This window comes from Arthrobacter sp. ZGTC412 (assembly GCF_002929215.1).
Taxonomy (GTDB): domain Bacteria; phylum Actinomycetota; class Actinomycetes; order Actinomycetales; family Micrococcaceae; genus Arthrobacter.
Genome location: NZ_PJII01000002.1, coordinates 101,525 through 119,382, shown reverse-complemented (window position 1 = coordinate 119,382; position 17,858 = coordinate 101,525). Strand labels below are relative to the sequence as shown.

General features: G+C 65.4%; 17 protein-coding genes. 14 read left to right on the top strand and 3 right to left on the bottom strand.

Features of this window, described 5'->3' with window-relative positions; genetic code table 11:
• Positions 1-30 precede the first annotated feature (30 nt).
• Positions 31-759 (bottom strand): SACE_7040 family transcriptional regulator, encoded by a 729-nt coding sequence (locus CXQ88_RS03750; protein WP_104042831.1) that lies wholly within the window; start codon positions 757-759, stop codon positions 31-33.
• Between the two features lie 144 nt (positions 760-903).
• On the opposite strand from CXQ88_RS03750, the gene CXQ88_RS03745 reads away from it, so the two are divergent.
• Genes CXQ88_RS03745 through CXQ88_RS03715 form a run of 7 tightly spaced genes read left to right on the top strand, consistent with a single transcriptional unit; the run spans position 904 to position 9,021 of the window.
• Complete coding sequence (locus tag CXQ88_RS03745) at positions 904-2,511, top strand: carboxyl transferase domain-containing protein (protein WP_104042830.1); 1,608 nt, start codon at positions 904-906, stop codon at positions 2,509-2,511.
• Positions 2,512-2,518: 7 nt separating this feature from the next.
• Complete coding sequence (locus CXQ88_RS03740; protein ID WP_373637690.1) at positions 2,519-4,828, top strand: acetyl/propionyl/methylcrotonyl-CoA carboxylase subunit alpha; 2,310 nt, start codon at positions 2,519-2,521, stop codon at positions 4,826-4,828.
• Between the two features lie 2 nt (positions 4,829-4,830).
• Positions 4,831-5,994, top strand: coding sequence for an acyl-CoA dehydrogenase family protein (locus tag CXQ88_RS03735; protein WP_104042829.1), 1,164 nt, complete (start codon positions 4,831-4,833; stop codon positions 5,992-5,994).
• Positions 5,995-6,030: 36 nt separating this feature from the next.
• Positions 6,031-6,867 carry a CoA transferase subunit A gene (locus CXQ88_RS03730; protein WP_104042828.1) on the top strand — a complete coding sequence of 279 codons (837 nt, stop codon included), beginning with the start codon at positions 6,031-6,033 and terminating at the stop codon, positions 6,865-6,867.
• 2 nt (positions 6,868-6,869) lie between these two features.
• Positions 6,870-7,637, top strand: a complete 768-nt coding sequence (locus tag CXQ88_RS03725; protein WP_104042827.1) for a CoA transferase subunit B — start codon at positions 6,870-6,872, stop codon at positions 7,635-7,637.
• Complete coding sequence (locus CXQ88_RS03720; protein ID WP_104042826.1) at positions 7,634-8,185, top strand: MaoC family dehydratase; 552 nt, start codon at positions 7,634-7,636, stop codon at positions 8,183-8,185. The genes CXQ88_RS03725 and CXQ88_RS03720 overlap by 4 nt, the downstream gene beginning before the upstream one ends.
• Complete coding sequence (locus CXQ88_RS03715) at positions 8,182-9,021, top strand: HpcH/HpaI aldolase/citrate lyase family protein (RefSeq protein WP_104042825.1); 840 nt, start codon at positions 8,182-8,184, stop codon at positions 9,019-9,021. Before CXQ88_RS03720 ends, CXQ88_RS03715 begins: the two co-directional genes overlap by 4 nt.
• Here the strand turns inward: CXQ88_RS03715 and CXQ88_RS03710 are convergent.
• On the bottom strand, positions 9,018-10,499 hold the full coding sequence (locus tag CXQ88_RS03710) for a lipase maturation factor family protein (RefSeq protein ID WP_104043053.1): 1,482 nt from the start codon (positions 10,497-10,499) through the stop codon (positions 9,018-9,020). The genes CXQ88_RS03715 and CXQ88_RS03710 overlap by 4 nt on opposite strands.
• 73 nt (positions 10,500-10,572) lie before the next feature.
• On the opposite strand from CXQ88_RS03710, the gene dxr reads away from it, so the two are divergent.
• The 7 genes from dxr (at position 10,573) to CXQ88_RS03675 (ending at position 16,842) form a co-directional block, all read left to right on the top strand.
• Entirely contained in the window at positions 10,573-11,757 is a 1,185-nt protein-coding gene (gene dxr, locus CXQ88_RS03705; protein ID WP_104042824.1) for a 1-deoxy-D-xylulose-5-phosphate reductoisomerase, read from the top strand.
• A gap of 18 nt (positions 11,758-11,775) precedes the next feature.
• Complete coding sequence (locus tag CXQ88_RS03700) at positions 11,776-13,107, top strand: M50 family metallopeptidase (protein ID WP_104042823.1); 1,332 nt, start codon at positions 11,776-11,778, stop codon at positions 13,105-13,107.
• Between the two features lie 116 nt (positions 13,108-13,223).
• Positions 13,224-13,904 (top strand): MarR family transcriptional regulator, encoded by a 681-nt coding sequence (locus CXQ88_RS03695; protein ID WP_104042822.1) that lies wholly within the window; start codon positions 13,224-13,226, stop codon positions 13,902-13,904.
• Positions 13,901-14,413 (top strand): hypothetical protein, encoded by a 513-nt coding sequence (locus CXQ88_RS03690; RefSeq protein ID WP_104042821.1) that lies wholly within the window; start codon positions 13,901-13,903, stop codon positions 14,411-14,413. The genes CXQ88_RS03695 and CXQ88_RS03690 overlap by 4 nt, the downstream gene beginning before the upstream one ends.
• 80 nt (positions 14,414-14,493) lie before the next feature.
• Complete coding sequence (locus CXQ88_RS03685) at positions 14,494-14,787, top strand: YciI family protein (protein ID WP_104042820.1); 294 nt, start codon at positions 14,494-14,496, stop codon at positions 14,785-14,787.
• Positions 14,788-14,822: 35 nt separating this feature from the next.
• Entirely contained in the window at positions 14,823-15,989 is a 1,167-nt protein-coding gene (gene ispG / locus CXQ88_RS03680) for a flavodoxin-dependent (E)-4-hydroxy-3-methylbut-2-enyl-diphosphate synthase (RefSeq protein ID WP_104042819.1), read from the top strand.
• Positions 15,952-16,842: a GNAT family N-acetyltransferase gene (locus CXQ88_RS03675; protein WP_104043052.1), complete on the top strand. Its 891-nt coding sequence runs from the start codon at positions 15,952-15,954 to the stop codon at positions 16,840-16,842. The genes ispG and CXQ88_RS03675 overlap by 38 nt, the downstream gene beginning before the upstream one ends.
• A 34-nt stretch (positions 16,843-16,876) precedes the next feature.
• On the opposite strand, the gene CXQ88_RS03670 is transcribed toward CXQ88_RS03675, so the two are convergent.
• Positions 16,877-17,653, bottom strand: a complete 777-nt coding sequence (locus tag CXQ88_RS03670) for an ABC transporter ATP-binding protein (RefSeq protein ID WP_104042818.1) — start codon at positions 17,651-17,653, stop codon at positions 16,877-16,879.
• Positions 17,654-17,858: the final 205 nt, after the last annotated feature.

The window sequence follows — 17,858 nt, the reverse complement described above, 5'->3', positions numbered from 1 at the left end:
CCTGGCCGAGAACTTGTCGCAGCTTCCTGGTTAGCCCTGCGGAACCTCGACCAGCAGGGCGGCGAGCGCCATGTTCTCCAGCAGGGGACGGGCGGATCGTGCCGCCATTTTCCGGCCGTGGCTGCGGACGGAGTGCGGCGTGGAGTTGATCAGTCCGAACGTGGCATGGGCGCGCATCCGGAGTTCCGCGATCTCGGTGTCCGGATGCAGCTTGGCGAGTACGTCCACCCACACCTCGACGTAACTAAGCTGGAGCGTCCGTACGGCCGACTGGTCCTGTTCGGACAGATTGCTGAAGTCGCGGTCCTGTACCCGGATGACGTCCGGCTTGCCCAGGGCAAAGTCCACCTGGAACTCCACAAGGCAGCGCAGGGCGGATGCGGGATCGGGATTTTGGGCAACCACCTCGAGGCCGCCGTCGAGCAGTTCCTTGCTGACGGTCACCAGCAGGTCCGCGAGGACCGCCTGCTTGCCGGGAAAATGACGGTAGACCGCGGGGCCGCTGACTCCTGCCGCCGCTCCGAGGTCCTCAAGGGACACGCGGTTGAACCCGTTGACGGCGAACAGCGAAGCGGCGGCAGACAGCAGCGCCTGCCGGCGGTTCTCCTTCGCCTGGCCGCGCTGGGTTGACGAGCCGCCTGGGGTTGAAGACCCGCGCGGGCTGGCGGGATCACGTGGCGGAGGCGGGGCCGCGTCCGAAGTGGCGTCCCCTGTCGAGGACGCGCGCCCGCCGGCCCGGGTGGCGTTGGTGCTGGCCACATTCCCTCCTCGTAACCGCAGGCCTAGACAGGGCGGTATGTGTGTTGGACTTCACAGTTAATAAAGACTAACCTGAATTTCAGTTATTGGGCGCTAACCGAGTTGGCTTTCGGCGGCTCGGATCGGAACAGGAACGGACCGTCAATGGAGACCCTTGCCACCAGGCTCGACGCAACAGCCGAGGCCTATGCGTCCAACCGGGCAGCCCAGCTGGCGCTCGCCGAAGAGCTGCGAAAGAAGCTGGCCGACGCCGCCCTGGGCGGGCCCGAAAAGTCCAGGGAACGCCACATAGCCAGGGGGAAGCTCCTGCCCCGCGAGCGCATCAACCAGCTGCTGGATGACGGCAGCCCTTTCCTTGAGATCGCCCCGCTGGCCGCCAACGGGATGTACAACGACGAGGCTCCCGGCGCGGGCGTCATTGCGGGAATCGGGCTGGTTCACGGGCGGCACGTTTTGGTAATCTCCAACGACGCCACCGTCAAGGGCGGAACGTACTATCCCATGACGGTGAAGAAGCACCTGCGGGCCCAGGAGATCGCCCTCGAAAACCGGCTGCCCTGCATCTACCTGGTGGACTCCGGCGGAGCTTTCCTGCCCAAGCAGGACGAGGTTTTTCCGGACAGGGACCACTTCGGGCGTATCTTCTACAACCAGGCGAGGCTCTCGGCGGCCAAGATTCCCCAGATCGCTTCGGTCATGGGGTCCTGCACAGCGGGCGGCGCCTACGTCCCTGCCATGAGTGATGAGACCGTCATCGTCCGGAACCAGGGCACCATCTTCCTGGGCGGGCCGCCGCTGGTGAAGGCCGCGATCGGTGAAATAGTCAGTCCGGAGGAGCTCGGCGGCGGGGAAGTTCACTCGAGGATCTCCGGCGTGACCGACCATCTTGCCGAAAACGACGAACACGCTCTGCAGATCATCCGGGACATCGTCGCCACCTTGCCACCCCCGGCCTTACCGGCGTGGGAGGTGGCAGACGCCGTCGAACCCGCCGCAGACCCGGCCGGGCTCTACGGGGCCGTTCCCACTGACGTCAATGCCCCCTACGATGTCCACGAGGTGATCGCCCGGTTGGTGGACGGCGGCCGGTTCCACGAGTTCAAGAAGGAGTACGGCGCCACCCTGGTGACCGGCTTCGCCAGGCTGCACGGTCACCAGGTGGGCCTCGTGGCCAACAATGGTGTGCTGTTCAGTGAGTCTTCCCTGAAAGGCGCCCACTTCATCGAACTATGCGACCAGCGCGGGATCCCACTGGTGTTCCTGCAAAACATCTCCGGTTTTATGGTGGGCAAGGATTCGGAGCAGGGTGGCATCGCCAAGAACGGCGCCAAGATGGTCACGGCCGTGGCCACGGCCCGCGTGCCCAAGCTCACGGTGGTGATCGGGGGCTCCTTCGGTGCCGGCAACTATTCCATGTGCGGCCGCGCCTATTCGCCGCGGTTCCTGTGGATGTGGCCCGCTGCCCGGATCTCTGTGATGGGAGGCAACCAGGCCTCCAGCGTCCTGGCCACCGTGAAGCGTGACCAGTACGAGGCTGCCGGCCACGAGTGGTCCGCTGAGGACGAGGAAGCCTTCAAAGCGCCCATCCGCCGGCAGTACGAGGACCAGGGCAGCCCCTACTACTCCACCGCCCGGCTGTGGGATGACGGGGTAATTGATCCCGCGGACACCCGCACCGTCCTGGGCCTGGCGCTGGACGTGGTGTCCCGTACCCCGCTGCCGGAAACCTCCTTTGGCCTCTTCAGGATGTGAGCCCGCAATGACCATGCCTCTATCGCCCGCCACCCGGCAGGAAACAGCCGTCACGGCGCCGCCAAACCAGAATGCACTTTTCGGTACTGTCCTCGTGGCCAACCGCGGCGAGATCGCCAGCCGCGTCATCCGCACGCTCCGTTCCCTGGGTATCAGGTCAGTCGCCGTTTACAGCGATGCCGACGCCGGCGCCCGGCACGTGCGCGAAGCAGACACGGCCGTCCGGATCGGCCCCGCCGCCGCCACCGAAAGCTACCTCAAGATCGAGGCCATCATCGAGGCCTGCCATAAGACCGGAGCCGAAGCGGTGCACCCGGGCTACGGCTTCCTGAGCGAGAACGCGGACTTCGCCCGCGCCCTGGACCAGGCCGGCATCACCTTCATCGGCCCGGGCGTGGAGGCCCTGAACATGATGGGCGACAAAATCCGGTCCAAAAACCATGTTTCCGGATACGGCGTGCCCGTAGTCCCCGGGGTGGCGCAACCAGGAATGACGGACGAACAGCTGGAGCTGGCTGCTGCAGCGGTGGGGTTCCCCCTGCTGATCAAACCCTCCGCCGGTGGAGGCGGCAAGGGCATGCATGTGGTTGAACGCCCGGAGGACCTCAAGGCCACGCTGGCCACGGCGCGGCGGGTGGCGGCAAGCGCCTTCGGCGACGACACCCTGTTCCTCGAGCGGTTGGTGTCAACGCCGCGGCACATCGAGGTGCAGGTGCTCGCGGACAACCACGGCAACGTCATCCACCTCGGCGAGCGTGAATGCTCGCTGCAGCGGCGGCACCAGAAGGTTATTGAAGAGGCACCGTCGCCGCTGCTTGAAGGGCTCCCCGAGGGCAGCGCGATCCGTGCCCGGATCGGCGAGGCCGCCTGCAACGCCGCTCGCAGCGTGAATTACAGCGGTGCCGGAACAGTGGAGTTCCTTGTCTCCGACGATTCGCCGGAGGACTTTTACTTCATGGAGATGAACACCCGGCTGCAGGTGGAGCACCCTGTGACAGAGATGGTGACCGGCATCGATCTCGTTGAATGGCAGGTGCGGATCGCCGCCGGCGAGGAATTCACCGTCCGCCAGGCCGACGTCGAACTTAACGGGCACGCAGTGGAAGCCCGCGTGTACGCCGAGGTGCCCGAGAAGAACTTCCTTCCGTCCACGGGCACGTTGCTCCTGCTGGACGAATTGCCCGGCGGGCCAAGGCGGCCCAGCGCCCCTTCCCGGACCCAGGTTACGGCCGGCAACGGCATCGTGCGGGTGGACTCGTCCCTGGTGGAGGGCCTGGAGCTCTCGGCCAGCTATGACCCCATGATGTCCAAGCTCATCGCGTGGGGCGAGAACCGCGCGGCTGCCCTGGCTACCCTCGACGCGGCGCTCGCCGGATATACAGCGCTGGGGCTGGACACCAACGTGGAGTACCTGCGGTTGCTCATCAATGATCCCGACGTCCGCGCCGGCCGGCTCGATACCGGCCTGATAGAGCGCAAACTGCAGGATCTCTCGTTCCGCCGGGTTGCCGATTCCGAACTGGTGGCGGCGGCGCTCCTCACTGTCGCGGCCGAGGAACAGAGCAACTTACCCCTGCCGCCCGGCCCCTGGCAGGCGCGGAATGGCTGGCGGCTGGGAGCACCGGCACCCCGGCGGATCAGTTTGGGAACGCCGGACGGCGGCGTCGCAACAGTGCGAATCAGCGGCGCCGACTCCGGTGCGGTGGTGGGAGACGGCATGGTGGCCCGGGGTGCAGTTCCTGACTTCACTGTCTCTGGCGGCACTGTCCTTGCGGCGGTGGACAACGGGTCCGCACGTCCGGCGCGGCTGGAGTTCCTTTCCCCGCGCGCGGCCGTGCTGACCCTGGACGGCCGCGCAACAACCTATGCTGTGGCGCCGGTCTTCCGTGGCCCGGTGACCCCTACACGTGATTCGCCGGTCATCGGGGTACCCGCGGAGCTGTTCCTAGGCAACGAAGGCTGGTCCTGCCGGCTGGAGGTGCTTACCCGCGAGTCGCGGCTTGAGCGGGTGCTCGCTGCCATCCACCGGGAGGAGGGCGCCGCCGATCCCGCGGTACGCTCACCGATGCCGGGAACAGTGGTGTCCGTTCCGGTCAGCGACGGCGACGCCGTGGTGGCCGGACAGGTGTTGCTGTCCGTAGAGGCGATGAAGATGGAGCACCAGTTGCTGGCACCCCTGGACGGGACGGTCCACCTAAGCATCCGGCCGGGTGACCTCGTAAAGGCGGACCAGGTCCTGGCCACCATCCACCCGTATGCCCCCACAGATGGCACCCGCCCCATAAACATCAATTCATCCAACGGCAGAGGAGCCTAGACATGGCAGGTTTTGAACTCAGCGAGGAATACCAGGACCTCAGCGACACCGTGCGGGACTTCGCGGACAACGTGGTTGCCCCGGTATCGGCCAAGCACGACGAGGAACACAGCTTCCCGTATGAGGTAGTGAAGCAGATGGCGGAAATGGGGCTGTTCGGCCTGCCCTTCCCGGAGGAGTTTGGCGGAATGGGCGGGGACTACTTCGCCCTTGCCCTCGCGCTGGAGCAGCTGGGCCGGGTGGACCAGTCCGTTGCCATCACCCTCGAGGCGGGTGTCTCCCTGGGTGCCATGCCGATCCACCGCTTCGGAACCGAGCAACAGAAGCAGGAATGGTTGCCCATGCTGGCATCCGGCCAGGCGCTCGCCGGCTTCGGCCTGACCGAACCGGAGGCGGGCTCGGACGCGGGCGGCACCAAAACCCACGCCCGGCGGGAGGGAGGGCAATGGGTGATCAACGGCAACAAGGAGTTCATCACCAACTCCGGCACTGACATCACACGCCTGGTCACCGTCACCGCCGTCACCGGCCAAAAGGAACGCGCGGACGGCAGCATCCAGAAAGAAATCTCCACCATCCTGGTCCCCACCGACACCCCCGGCTTCAGGGCGGAGAAGCCCTACAACAAGGTGGGCTGGAACGCCTCGGATACCCATCCGCTGACACTGAAGGACGTGCGCGTCCCGGAGGCAAACTTGTTGGGAGTGGAAGGCCGCGGCTACGCCAACTTCCTGTCCATCCTGGATGAGGGCCGCATCGCCATCGCGGCACTTGCCACCGGCGCAGCCCAGGGCTGCGTGGACCTTTCGGTTAAATACGCCAAGGAACGCAGTGCCTTCGGCAACCAGATCGGCAAGTACCAGGCGATCTCGTTCAAGATCGCGCGCATGGAGGCAAGGGCCCATACCGCCCGGCTGGCCTACTACGATGCGGCGTTCCGGATGCTCGCCGGAAGGCCGTTCAAGACCCAGGCGGCCATCGCTAAGATGGTCGCAGGCGAGGCGGCCATGGACAACGCGCGGGATGCCACCCAGGTATTCGGCGGCTATGGCTTTATCAACGAGTTCACCGTGGCACGCCATTACCGCGACTCCAAGATCCTTGAAGTGGGGGAGGGCACCACGGAGGTCCAGCTGATGCTGATCGCCCGCGAACTGGGTCTGTAGTAACTCCGGACTGTAGCCGGCCTGAAAGGATCACCGATGATTAACAAGGTTGTTGCCACCGCCGAGGAGGCCGTTGCGGACATTCCCGACGGCGCCTCGCTGGCCGTGGGAGGTTTCGGTTTGTGCGGCATCCCGGTGTCCCTCATTGACGCGCTGCACCGGGCCGGCACGTCGGAGCTCGAAACGGTCAGCAACAACTGCGGCGTGGACGATTGGGGCCTCGGTATCCTGCTGCGCGACGGCCGGATCCGGCGCACCATCAGCTCCTACGTCGGCGAGAACAAGGAGTTCGCCCGGCAGTACCTGGCCGGCGAGCTTGAGGTGGTGCTCACCCCGCAGGGAACGCTGGCCGAGAAACTCCGGGCGGGCGGCGCCGGCATCCCGGCCTTCTACACGAAGGCGGGGGTCGGCACCCAGGTGTCCGAGGGCGGCCTGCCTCAAAAGTACGACGCCGAGGGCGGCGTCGCGGTCGCGTCCCCACCGAAGGAGGTGCGCTCCTTCGACGGGGTCGACTATGTGCTGGAGGAGGCTTTGACCCCGGACTTTGGTTTGGTCCACGCATGGAAGGGCGACCGGCACGGAAACCTGGTCTTCCACGCCACCGCCATGAACTTCAACCCGCTTTGCGCCATGGCAGGACGGATCACCATCGCCGAGGTAGAGGAACTTGTGGAACCGGGCGAACTGGATCCGGAACACATCCACACCCCGGGAATCTTCGTCCAGCGGGTGGTGCTGGCCGCCGGCGCCGAGAAACGCATCGAGAAACGGACCGTTGCACTCGCAGCCCCGTCCGGCCAGGCTGCCAACCAGCCCGGCACCAGCCCGAACGGCGGCAACGAGACCGGCGCCAACCAGCAGGCAGGAGCTTAGCCATGGATCCGAACAGCCCCTACGCACCACGGCCCGAAGGCGTCCGTCCCGAGTACCGCCGGGCAGCAGCCCAGCAGCACGACGTTCCGGCGGGCGGGGCCGATGCCAAAGGCTGGACCCGGAACGAGCTCGCCGCACGGGTGGCGCGGGAGCTCAGCAACGGCCAGTACGTCAACCTTGGCATCGGCATGCCAACCCTCATTCCCAATTACATTCCCGCTGGCGTGGAAGTGGTGCTCCATTCCGAAAACGGGATCCTCGGCGTAGGCCCCTACCCCGCGGAGGACGCTGTTGATCCGGACCTGATCAACGCCGGCAAGGAAACTGTCACGGTCAACAGCGGGGCTGCTTTTTTTGATTCGGCTTCCAGCTTCGGCATGATCCGCGGCGGCCACGTGGACGTCGCGGTGCTGGGCGCCATGGAGGTGGCCGAGAACGGCGACCTCGCCAACTGGATGATCCCGGGCAAGATGGTTAAAGGCATGGGCGGCGCCATGGACCTGGTGTTCGGCGCCAAGAAGGTGATCGTGATGATGGAGCACGTGGACCGCAACGGGAACCCCAAGATTGTCCAGCAGTGCTCCCTGCCCCTGACCGGCAAGGGCTGCGTGGACAGGATCATCACGGACCTGGCCGTTATCGACGTCGTAGCAGACAGCTCCGGGTCACGGCTCGTGCTCAGGGAGTTGGCGCCCAACGTTTCCGTGGAGGATGTGGCAGCCGCCACCGGCGCCGAGCTTTTCGAGGAAGACCGGGAACTGACTGTATGACGGGCGACGGGGTTTCGGCAGGATCAACCACCGGTGGGAAACGCGTGGTCGAGCAGCGCGGACTGTACTTCGACGAGCTGGAGGAGGGCGTCCTGTACGCCCACCGTCCCGGCCGGACCGTCACGGAAGCGGACAACGTCCTGTTTACCACCCTCACCATGAACACCCAGGCCCTGCACCTGGACGCTGCCTGGAGCGCCGGTCAGCCCTTCGGTCAGCGGCTGGTGAACTCCATGTTGACCCTGGCCACGATGGTGGGCCAGTCCGTCTCCCAGCTCACCCAGGGCACCATCATCGCCCAACTGGGCCTGACCGACGTCTCCTTCCCGCACCCGCTCTACCACGGCGACACCCTTTACACCGAAACGGTGATCAGCGGGAAACGGCTCTCCGGCTCCCGGCCGGGACAGGGAATCGTGACCATGGAACACACCGGCCGCAACCAGGACGGCACGGTAGTGGCCCTCGCGAAGCGCAGCTGCCTGATGTGGACGCAGGATGCCCATGCCCAGCAGCCAAGCACGGGAAAGGGGACAATACCGGTATGACCTTTGTGATGGGCCCTGCCCTGCTTTTTTGCCCCGCTGACAGGCCTGAGCGCTACCAGAAAGCTGCCACCCGGGCCGACGCCGTCATCCTTGACCTTGAGGACGCGGTGGCACCTGCCCACAAACAGCGCGCCCGCGGTGCCATTCTCGCCCAGCTTGGCGCCGCCGGTGACGAGCCCGAGCTGGATCCAAGCCGGACCATTATCAGGGTCAACCCGGCCGGGACAGGGGAATTCGAGAAGGACCTCCACTGCCTGGCCCACACCCCATACAAAACCGTGATGCTCGCAAAAGCCGAGAGCGCAGAGCAGCTGGAGGCCTTGGCCCGCTACCAGGTGATTGCGCTGTGCGAAACGGCAACGGGCGTCCTCAACGCCCCGGCAATCGCCGCGGCCCCCAACGTAGTGGCCCTGATGTGGGGGGCCGAGGACCTGCTCGCGTCACTGGGTGGAACTTCCAGCAGGAAGGACGACGGCGGCTACCGGGCAGTTGCGTTCCATGCCCGGTCCTCGGTTCTCCTGTCCGCCCGGGCGTTCGGCAAGGAAGCCGTGGACGCCGTCTATACCAACATCCCGGACCTGACGGGTCTTGCAGCCGAGGCTGCTGACGCCGTCGCGTCAGGCTTCGGATCCAAGGCATGCATCCACCCCAGCCAGGCAGCCGTGGTCCGGGGCGCCTTTGCGCCGTCGGAAGCGGAAGTCTCAGCCGCGGCAGCGCTGCTGCAGGCCGCCGCCGCGGCAGGGCAGGGCGTTTTCCAGTACAAGGGCCAGATGATTGATGGACCCATCCTCAAGCACGCCGAAGCCGTCATACGGCGTGCAGGGGAGCACGTCTAGCGTTTCCGGCCGCTGGAACGCGGCAGCGAAACCGGTGGAATGGGCTCGTGGAGCAGCGTCCGCACCCACCGGTCACCGGTTTCCCGGAACTCCTGGCGCGTCGCAAACCGGTAGTGGTAACTGCGCACACGCACCCAGTGCGGCGGCACGCCGTCGAACGGGTCATGGCGGAGGAGCCGCAGAGTCGGGCGGTCCGCTTCCAGCAGCTTTCCGAGGAACGCATAAAACCACTCCTCATGGACGCTTCGCAACGGCAAGAACCACATCAGCCAGTCAAGCCGCAGGTGGTACGGCGCCCATTGGCGCGGGACCCTGCGGACATCGCCCGGCTTGCCCTTGAAGCCGTACTCCCGCCACTTGGAGGAGTCGTCCGGGTCCTCGTCGAGGGTGCCTTCGACCACGATCTCGATGCGTTTCCTGGTCACTGATCCGAACGCCCCGTAGGTGTTGACCAGTTGCCAGCGGTTGAAGCTGGCGTTCATCAGCTGGCGGCGGGAGAACAGATTGCGCAGGGGAAAGTAACTGAGCACCACCAGCAGCAGGGTGACGGCCAGGGTAATCACCAGCCACCACAGCGGAGTATCCCTGCCCGCGGCGGCACTATCCACAACCGCCCCGTGCCAATCAAGCGGGATCACGGGGAACACAGCGTGTGCCACCGGATCGCTGACCGCGGCGAACGCCAGCACGATGGCGATCCAGTTCAGCCAGGCGAAGTTGCCGCTGGCCACGAGCCACAACTGCGTGAGGATGACCACCGCCGCGGCCAGGCTGCCGACCGGCTGGGGCGCGAACAGAAAGAAGGGCACTACCAGCTGGGCGAAATGGTTGCCCAGCACTTCGACTTTGTGAAGCGGCTTGGGCAGCAGATGCGCCTGGCGGCTCAGGGGCCCAGGCATGGGCTGGGTTTCGTGGTGGTAGTACAGGGCGGTCAGATCGCGCCATTCCCGGCCGCCGCGGATCTTGATCATGCCGGCGCCGAATTCCAGCCGGAACACCAGCCACACGATCAGGATCAGGATGGTGCGCGGCGGGTCCGTCTGGTTCGATCCCAGGAAGGCGACAGTGAAGCCGGCTTCCAGGAGCAGCATTTCCCAGCCGAATCCGTAAAACGTTTGGCCGACGTTCACGATGGACATGTAGAGCAGCCACAGGCCCAGGAACGCAATAAGCGGAACCCACGGCGGCCCCTGCTGCGGGACACCGGCCACCAGCAGCGCCGAAACCAGCAGCCCTGCGGCGCAGACCCAGCGCAGCAGCCGGTCCGAATACCGCCAGCGGAAAAGGGTGGGCCGGCGCAAGCGGCTGGAACCGGAAAGGTACTCCGACGCCGGCAGCAGGCCCCGCTCACCCAGCAGCGCGGGGAACTGGTTCAGTGAGGACAGGAACGCAATGAAGTACAGTGCCGCCACGCCCCGCTGCAGAACCTGCCGGGCGAACTCATATTCCGGCGCGTCAAACCAGGAGAGCCAGTCCACGCAGTCCACGTTACGCCCGGCCGTCCCGTGGTCAAGGCGCAGCGGGTCGAGGATGGTGCGCGATACTTAAGCAATGCAGCCACGCAAGATCGCCCTCCTCGGATCCACCGGCTCCATCGGCACCCAGGCGATTGACGTCGTCGACGGCGCCCCGCACCTTTTCGAGGTGGTGGCCCTCAGCGCCGGCGGAGGGAACCAGGAGCTCCTCGCCCGCCAGGCGGTGCATACGGGGGCGGCGGCAGTCGGCATTGCCGGCGGCGACCCCCGGCGCCTGGCAACGTTGATCGATGAGGCGGCGGCCGCTGCGGGAAAGCACGGCTACCGGCCGGAGATCATCGCCGGACCGGACGCGTCCACCCGGATTGCCGAGGTCGAAGCCGACGTGGTGCTCAACGGAATTACGGGATCGATCGGCCTTGCACCCACCCTGGCAGCCCTGAAATCCGGCGCAACCCTGGCCCTTGCCAACAAGGAATCCTTGATTGTGGGCGGAGCGCTGGTGAAGGCGGCAGCACGGGAGGGCCAGATAGTCCCGGTTGACTCCGAGCACTCCGCCATCGCCCAGTGCCTGCGCTCCGGGTCAGCGTCCGAAGTGGACAAACTCATCCTCACCGCCTCCGGCGGCCCTTTCCGGGGCAGGACCCGGGAGGAGCTCCACGATGTCACTCCGCAGGAGGCACTGGCGCACCCCACGTGGGACATGGGCATGATGGTTACCACCAACTCGGCCACCCTCGTGAACAAGGGGCTGGAAGTCATCGAAGCGCACCTGCTGTTCGACGTGCCGCTGGACCGGATTGACGTGGTGGTCCATCCGCAGTCCGTGGTGCATTCCATGGTCCAGTTCATAGACGGCTCCATCATCGCCCAGGCCTCCCCGCCGGACATGCGCCTCCCCATCGCCTTGGGCCTGGGCTGGCCGGACCGCGTGCCCAAGGCCGCGGCTGCGTGCGACTGGACCCGGGCGGCCACCTGGACTTTCGAGCCGTTGGACGTGGCTGCGTTCCCTGCCGTTGATCTCGCCAAGGACGCCGCAAAGCAGGGCAGCACCTTCCCCGCCGTGTTCAACGCCGCCAACGAGGAAGCCGTGACGGCTTTCCACGCCGGCCGCATCAGGTTCACGGACATCGTAGACACTGTCGCAGCAGTTCTCAGCGAACATTCAGGCTCCTCCGGGCTGACGGTGGAAACCGTGCTGGATGCTGAAAGCTGGGCACGCGCACGCGCCAACGAACGTTTAGCAGTCAGCAGTCTCTAGGAAGCAGCAAGTACCTCCATGACCCCCGTTCTCCTTTTTATCCTCGGTGTCGTTTTTGTGGCCATCGGCATCGCTGCCTCCATCGCGCTCCACGAAGTGGGCCACCTCCTGCCCGCCAAGCTTTTCAAGGTCCGCGTCACCAAGTACATGATCGGTTTCGGTCCCACGCTCTGGTCGCGGCGGAAAGGCGAGACCGAGTACGGCGTGAAGGCCATCCCGCTGGGCGGCTACGTGTCCATGATCGGAATGTACCCGCCCAACCAGGACGACGGATCCGTGCGTCCCTCCAGCACCGGAATGTTCCAGACCCTGGCAACGGAAGCACGCTCCGTGGCGCACGAGGAAGTGGGCCCGGGCGATGAAAACCGGGTGTTTTATCGGCTTCCGGTGTGGAAAAAGATCATTGTGATGCTGGGCGGCCCGGCCATGAACATGGTCCTCGGAGTGGCGCTGACGGCGGTCCTGCTGATGGGCTTTGGCATGGCCACAGCCACCACCACCATTTCCGACGTCTCCAAGTGCCAGGTGGCAGCGGGCGAAACCGTGGACCCCGATTCAGCAGACTGCCAGCTGACGCCCGCCGCCGCGGCCGGGCTCAAACCCAATGACACCGTCACCTCCTTTGACGGCAAAGCCGTGACCAGCTGGGACCAGCTGACGGAATGGATCAGGGCCTCGGCCGGACGTGAAGTGCCCATCACCGTGGAGCGGGACGGCGCCCCCGTTTCCACCACTGTTACTCCTGTGCTGTCGGCCCGGCCCATCATCGGCGCGGATGGCCGGCAGGCGAAGGACGACGCCGGCACCCTCCTGTACCAGGACGTCGGCTTCCTGGGCATCGGCGCGCAGACAGAACTGGTGGCCCAGCCGGCGTCGTCCGTTCTGCCCATGGCCGGGGAGAATATCCGGCAGGTGGCAGGAGTGGTGTTCAACCTGCCCGCGCGTGTGGTGGGCGTGGCGAAAGCCGCCTTCAGCGAGGAACCACGCGACCCCAATGGCCCCATCAGCGTGGTGGGTGTGGGTCGGGTGGCCGGTGAAGTTGCCGCCATGGAGGAAATTCCGGTCCAGTCGCGGGTTGCAACACTGGTGGGACTGCTTGCCGGGCTGAACTTCGCCCTGGCGGTCTTCAACCTGATCCCGCTGCTGCCGCTTGACGGTGGCCACGTTGCGGGCGCGCTCTACGAAGGCGCCCGGCGGCAGGTGGCCAAACTGTTCGGCAAACCGGATCCCGGAGCCTTCGACATCGCCAAGCTGCTCCCGGTGACCTACGTGGTGGCGGCCCTGCTCATGGGCATGAGCGCGCTCCTCATCTACGCCGATATCGTGAAGCCCGTGAACCTCTTCGGCTGACCTTCCGGTTCCAACGGGAAATAGGTGATTTCCCGCCTATCAGCCTTTTATGGCTGATAACCGATAATCAGCTATTAGTGATTGATTATCTGGGATCAGCTGCCTAGGGTTATGGCATGTACGTTCTTACCATTGACCAACGGGGCAGCTCTTCCGACGTTGACCGGGTCCCGGACCTGATCTCCGCCCTGCGGGATCTCACGCCTGCAGCTTTCGAACGTTCCGTAGGGGACGAGCTCCAAGGCGTCGTGGAGCATGCCGCAGAGGTGGTGGACGTAGCACTCCAGGCGCTTCGCAGTGGTTATTGGTACGTCGGAATCGGAATTGGCAGCGTGCAGCTGGCTCCGGGGGACAGTCCCAGGGAGGGATCCGGAAGCGGCTTTGTAGCGGCGCGAAAAGCTGTTGAATTGGCGAAGAGTGCAGCAGGCCAGGTTCCGTTGTCAGTGGTATCGGGCACCATGGGCCGTGGCAGGGACATCCAGCCCCAAACCCAGGAAGGGGCCATGGCCAGTGCAAATGCCCAGGCGGTGCTTCGCCTGATCGGGAGGGTGGTGCAGCAGCGTACAGAGGCGCAGTGGCGGGTGGTGGACCGGCTGCGCGCATTCCAGGGCGGCGAGGGCAGGCATGGCAGCCAGAAGCATGTTGCCCAGGAGCTGGGAATTACGGAGCAATCGGTAAGCCGGGCCGTCCTTCGATCCGGCTGGCAGGAAGAATGGGCAGCCAGGCCGGCAGCAGCAATGCTTTTGGACCACGCCCACTCCCACCTTGTCCGTTCCCAGAATGAAGGAGCCCGGTGACCGCGCTTTGGATCACTGTCGCACTGCTCGTGGCTGGCTTCGCCGGTTGGCCGGTGACCGCCCTGGTGTTCCGTCTCGCCAGAACCATCGACGACAAAGCCGATGCCGCCAAGGCCGCCGGGGAAGCCAGGAGGGCAGCCGAGGACCCGGCAGCTGACGTTACGGTGGACGCGCCGCACGCCGAAACCCAGAACGTGGATGGCGAGCTGACAGCGGCGGCCGACGCGCCGTCGTCGGGCGCTTCCGCTTTGGCGACCCCTGCCCCCAGCCAGCGCATCCTCCGCGGCGGCGCCATTATCGGAGTGCTGGAGCGGCTCGGCGTGTGCCTGGCGATCCTCACCGGACAGCCTGTGGCCATCGCATACATTGTTGCCATCAAGGGCCTGGGCAGGTTCGCGGAGCTGAAGGAAACGCCCGTGGCGGCCGAACGCTTCATCATCGGCACTCTGACCTCCATGCTGTGGGCTGCCGGAACGGCCGCGGTGGTCAAAGTACTGTTCCTCTCCTAGGAACAGGCGTGTCCGGGCTAGACCGCCCCCGCAGGCTTCCCGGATGGGTGCAAGGGCAGGCAGGGCGATAGGGTAGCGGTATGACAGTTTTTGCCGTTGAGTATGTTTACGCCGCCGATTCCACCGAAGCCCGCAGCGCCGCCCGTCCGGCCCACCGTGAATGGACGTCGGGCCTGGCGCAGGACGGTGCCATCCTGGCCAGCGGGCCGTACGGTGACGGAGCAGGAGCACTGCTGATTTTCAAGACAGCAGACGAGGCCGCCCTGAACTCCATCCTCAAGCAGGACCCCTTCGCCGCTGCCGGGGTGATCGCCGGAACCCGCATCACCGAATGGTCACCCGTTACCGGCATGCTGGCCGGCTTCGCCGCGTAGCCGCTTCAACACCCCTTTCAACTCTAGGAGTCCACGTGACCTCGGTCAGCCTGGGAATGCCGTCAGCACCGCCGCCCGTCCTCGCCCCCCGCCGCAAGACCCGCCAGATCAAGGTTGGTTCAGTAGGGGTTGGCTCGGATTTCCCCATCAGCGTGCAGTCCATGACCACAACCCCCACCACGGACATCAACGCCACCCTGCAGCAGATTGCGGAACTCACAGCGTCCGGCTGTGACATTGTGCGCGTGGCCTGCCCTTCTGCGGATGACGCCGAAGCGCTGCCCATCATCGCCAAAAAGTCCCAGATCCCGGTCATCGCGGACATCCACTTCCAGCCCAAATACGTCTTTGCGGCCATCGAAGCGGGCTGCGCTGCGGTGCGGGTGAACCCGGGCAATATCCGGAAGTTCGACGACCAGGTCAAGGAAATCGCTGCTGCAGCCCGCGACCACGGCACCTCCATCAGGATCGGCGTCAACGCGGGCTCGCTGGAGCCCGGCATCCTGAAGAAGTACGGCAAGGCCACCCCCGAGGCGCTGGTGGAATCCGCCGTCTGGGAAGCTTCCCTGTTCGAGGAGCACGGCTTCCACGACTTCAAAATTTCCGTCAAGCACAACGACCCCGTGATCATGGTGGCGGCATACGAGATGCTGGCAGAAAAAGGCGACTGGCCGCTGCACCTCGGCGTGACCGAGGCAGGCCCGGCATTCCAGGGAACCATCAAGTCCGCCACCGCCTTCGGTGCCCTGCTGTCCCGGGGCATCGGCGACACCATCCGCGTTTCCCTTTCGGCTCCGCCGGTAGAGGAAATCAAGGTGGGCAACCAGATTCTCCAGTCCCTCAACCTGCGTCCGCGGAAGCTGGAGATTGTCTCCTGCCCGTCCTGCGGCCGTGCACAGGTGGACGTGTACACACTCGCCGAGCAGGTCACTGCAGGACTTGAGGGCATGGAGATTCCGCTGCGGGTGGCCGTTATGGGCTGCGTAGTGAATGGTCCCGGTGAGGCCCGTGAGGCTGATCTCGGCGTTGCTTCCGGCAACGGCAAGGGCCAGATCTTTGTGAAGGGTGAAGTCATCAAGACTGTGCCCGAGAGCCAAATTGTTGAGACACTGATCGAAGAGGCCATGCGTATCGCGGAAGAGATGGGGGAGGCCGATGGCGAAGATGCTGTCAAGGGTAGCCCCGTGGTTAGCGTCTCGTAAGGACGTCCCCGACCCTCCGGGAATTTCCGTCCGCACGCTGGACGGAACGGATACTGCCGCGCTCCGGCTGCTGGCGCAGCGGGATCCGGTGGCCAATGTATTTATCCTCGCGCACCTGCGTGCTGCCGGTACTGCCGCACCCACAAGCGGCGGCGCCGGCGTCATTGGCGTCTTTGACGACGGCGTCCTGGTGGGTGCGTGCTGGGCAGGAGCCAACCTGGTTCCGGTTCAGCTGGAACCAGAGTTTGCCGGGGCCGTCGCCGAGGCCGCCAACGCGTCCGGACGACGCTACGCCTCCGCGTTCGGACCGGCCCAGTCCGTTCTTGCCCTCCATGCTGAACTTGTGGAACTGGGCCACCGGGCGCACGAAGTTCGCGCCGAGCAGCCCCTGATGACCATCGAGGGCCCGCCGTCCATCCAACCCGACCCTGGCCTTGGGCTGGGAAACCTTGCGGACTTTGACCGCATCCTACCGGCCTGCGCCGCCATGTTCGAAGAAGAAGTGGGATATTCCCCGTTCCTCGGTGGCAGGGAGTTCTACAGCCGGCGGGTGGAAGGGCTGATTCGCCAGGGCCATTCACTCGTTCACCTCAACAACGCCCGTGAGGTGGTGTTCAAGGCCGAACTGGGTGCCGTTACGTCGGAGGTCACCCAGATCCAGGGTGTCTGGATGAATCCGCTCTACCGGGGCCAGGGCCTCAGCTCCCCATACATGGCCGCCGTAGTGGAGCAGGCAAGGAAGATCGCTCCCGTCACCAGCCTTTACGTCAATGGCTTCAACGTGCGCGCCCGTGCCACCTACGAGCGGGTCGGCTTCCGGCAGGTGGGCACGTTCGCCACGGTGCTGTTCTAGGCTGGGAAGATCATCTCCGCGCGTGTTTGCCAGCTTACGCAGTCTGCCTGCGCAGCGTCAGGGACGCCAGTACCAGGACGCCCAGCACAATCGCCGCCATGATGCCCGCGTCCTGCCACATCCGGTCCGTGGCCTCCGTGTTGGAGGCTATCTCCTGCAACGTATCCACGGCGAAGGTCAGGGGAAGAACGTTCGAGATTGCCTCCAGGACGTGGCTCGAAACGAGCAGGGTTGTCCCTTTTTCGGCCATGGAGCGGAAGCGGCTCCAGAGGTCTGCGCGCAGCACAGGGTCCAGCCCGACGGTCGGTTCGTCCAGGACGAGCAGCCGCGGGTGCGCCACCAGTGCGCAGGCAAGGGACACGCGGCTGAGCTGGCCCCCGGACAGGTCAGCGGTTTTCTGCCGCGCCTGCCGTTCAAGTCCGACGGCGGCAATCGCCTCCGCCACGGCGGGGGCGCCTTTGTGGTGCATGGCTCCGAAATACCGCACGTTGGCTTCCACTGCCAGGTCCGGGTAGACGCTTGGCGACTGGGTGACGTAGCCGACCCGGTGTCGCAGGGAACTGCTGCCGGCGGGGAGGCCCATTACCTGGATGGCGCCCGAGGAGATGCGCTGCACCCCCGCAATGGCCCGCATGAGGGTGGTCTTTCCGCTTCCGGACGGCCCCAAGAGCCCCGTTATTTGGCCGGTGGGGATGGCGAAGGTCAGGTCCCGGAGGACGGGAAGCCGGCCGCGCAGGACGGTGAGGCCGCTGGTAGCCACCGCCCCGCCGTCGTCCTGTCCCCGTGGCTCCTCAACGGCCGAACGTGACATCGCCGCCTCCGCTGAACCGCCAGGTGCTCCGGCCCGTCCGGCCCTCTAATTCTCACCCGGTGAACTAAAACTAGGCCTGGACATGTCGCTAATCAACGTCTTGATAGAAAGACTACTTGTCAATTGTGGCCGTCATCACTTAGGTTCGATCTAGCTGCGCTGGAGTGGCGTGGGCGGTCGCACCAATCCTCACCAGTACTTAGGC

Coding starts and splice junctions, on each gene's coding strand:
- CXQ88_RS03670 (WP_104042818.1), bottom strand. CDS start 17,653: ATGTCACGTTCGGCCGTTGAGGAGCCACGGGGACAGGACGACGGCGGG.
- CXQ88_RS03700 (WP_104042823.1), top strand. CDS start 11,776: ATGACCCCCGTTCTCCTTTTTATCCTCGGTGTCGTTTTTGTGGCCATC.
- dxr (WP_104042824.1), top strand. CDS start 10,573: ATGCAGCCACGCAAGATCGCCCTCCTCGGATCCACCGGCTCCATCGGC.
- CXQ88_RS03720 (WP_104042826.1), top strand. CDS start 7,634: ATGACGGGCGACGGGGTTTCGGCAGGATCAACCACCGGTGGGAAACGC.
- CXQ88_RS03735 (WP_104042829.1), top strand. CDS start 4,831: ATGGCAGGTTTTGAACTCAGCGAGGAATACCAGGACCTCAGCGACACC.
- CXQ88_RS03725 (WP_104042827.1), top strand. CDS start 6,870: ATGGATCCGAACAGCCCCTACGCACCACGGCCCGAAGGCGTCCGTCCC.
- CXQ88_RS03745 (WP_104042830.1), top strand. CDS start 904: ATGGAGACCCTTGCCACCAGGCTCGACGCAACAGCCGAGGCCTATGCG.
- CXQ88_RS03675 (WP_104043052.1), top strand. CDS start 15,952: ATGCTGTCAAGGGTAGCCCCGTGGTTAGCGTCTCGTAAGGACGTCCCC.
- CXQ88_RS03685 (WP_104042820.1), top strand. CDS start 14,494: ATGACAGTTTTTGCCGTTGAGTATGTTTACGCCGCCGATTCCACCGAA.
- CXQ88_RS03715 (WP_104042825.1), top strand. CDS start 8,182: ATGACCTTTGTGATGGGCCCTGCCCTGCTTTTTTGCCCCGCTGACAGG.
- CXQ88_RS03740 (WP_373637690.1), top strand. CDS start 2,519: ATGACCATGCCTCTATCGCCCGCCACCCGGCAGGAAACAGCCGTCACG.
- CXQ88_RS03730 (WP_104042828.1), top strand. CDS start 6,031: ATGATTAACAAGGTTGTTGCCACCGCCGAGGAGGCCGTTGCGGACATT.
- CXQ88_RS03695 (WP_104042822.1), top strand. CDS start 13,224: ATGTACGTTCTTACCATTGACCAACGGGGCAGCTCTTCCGACGTTGAC.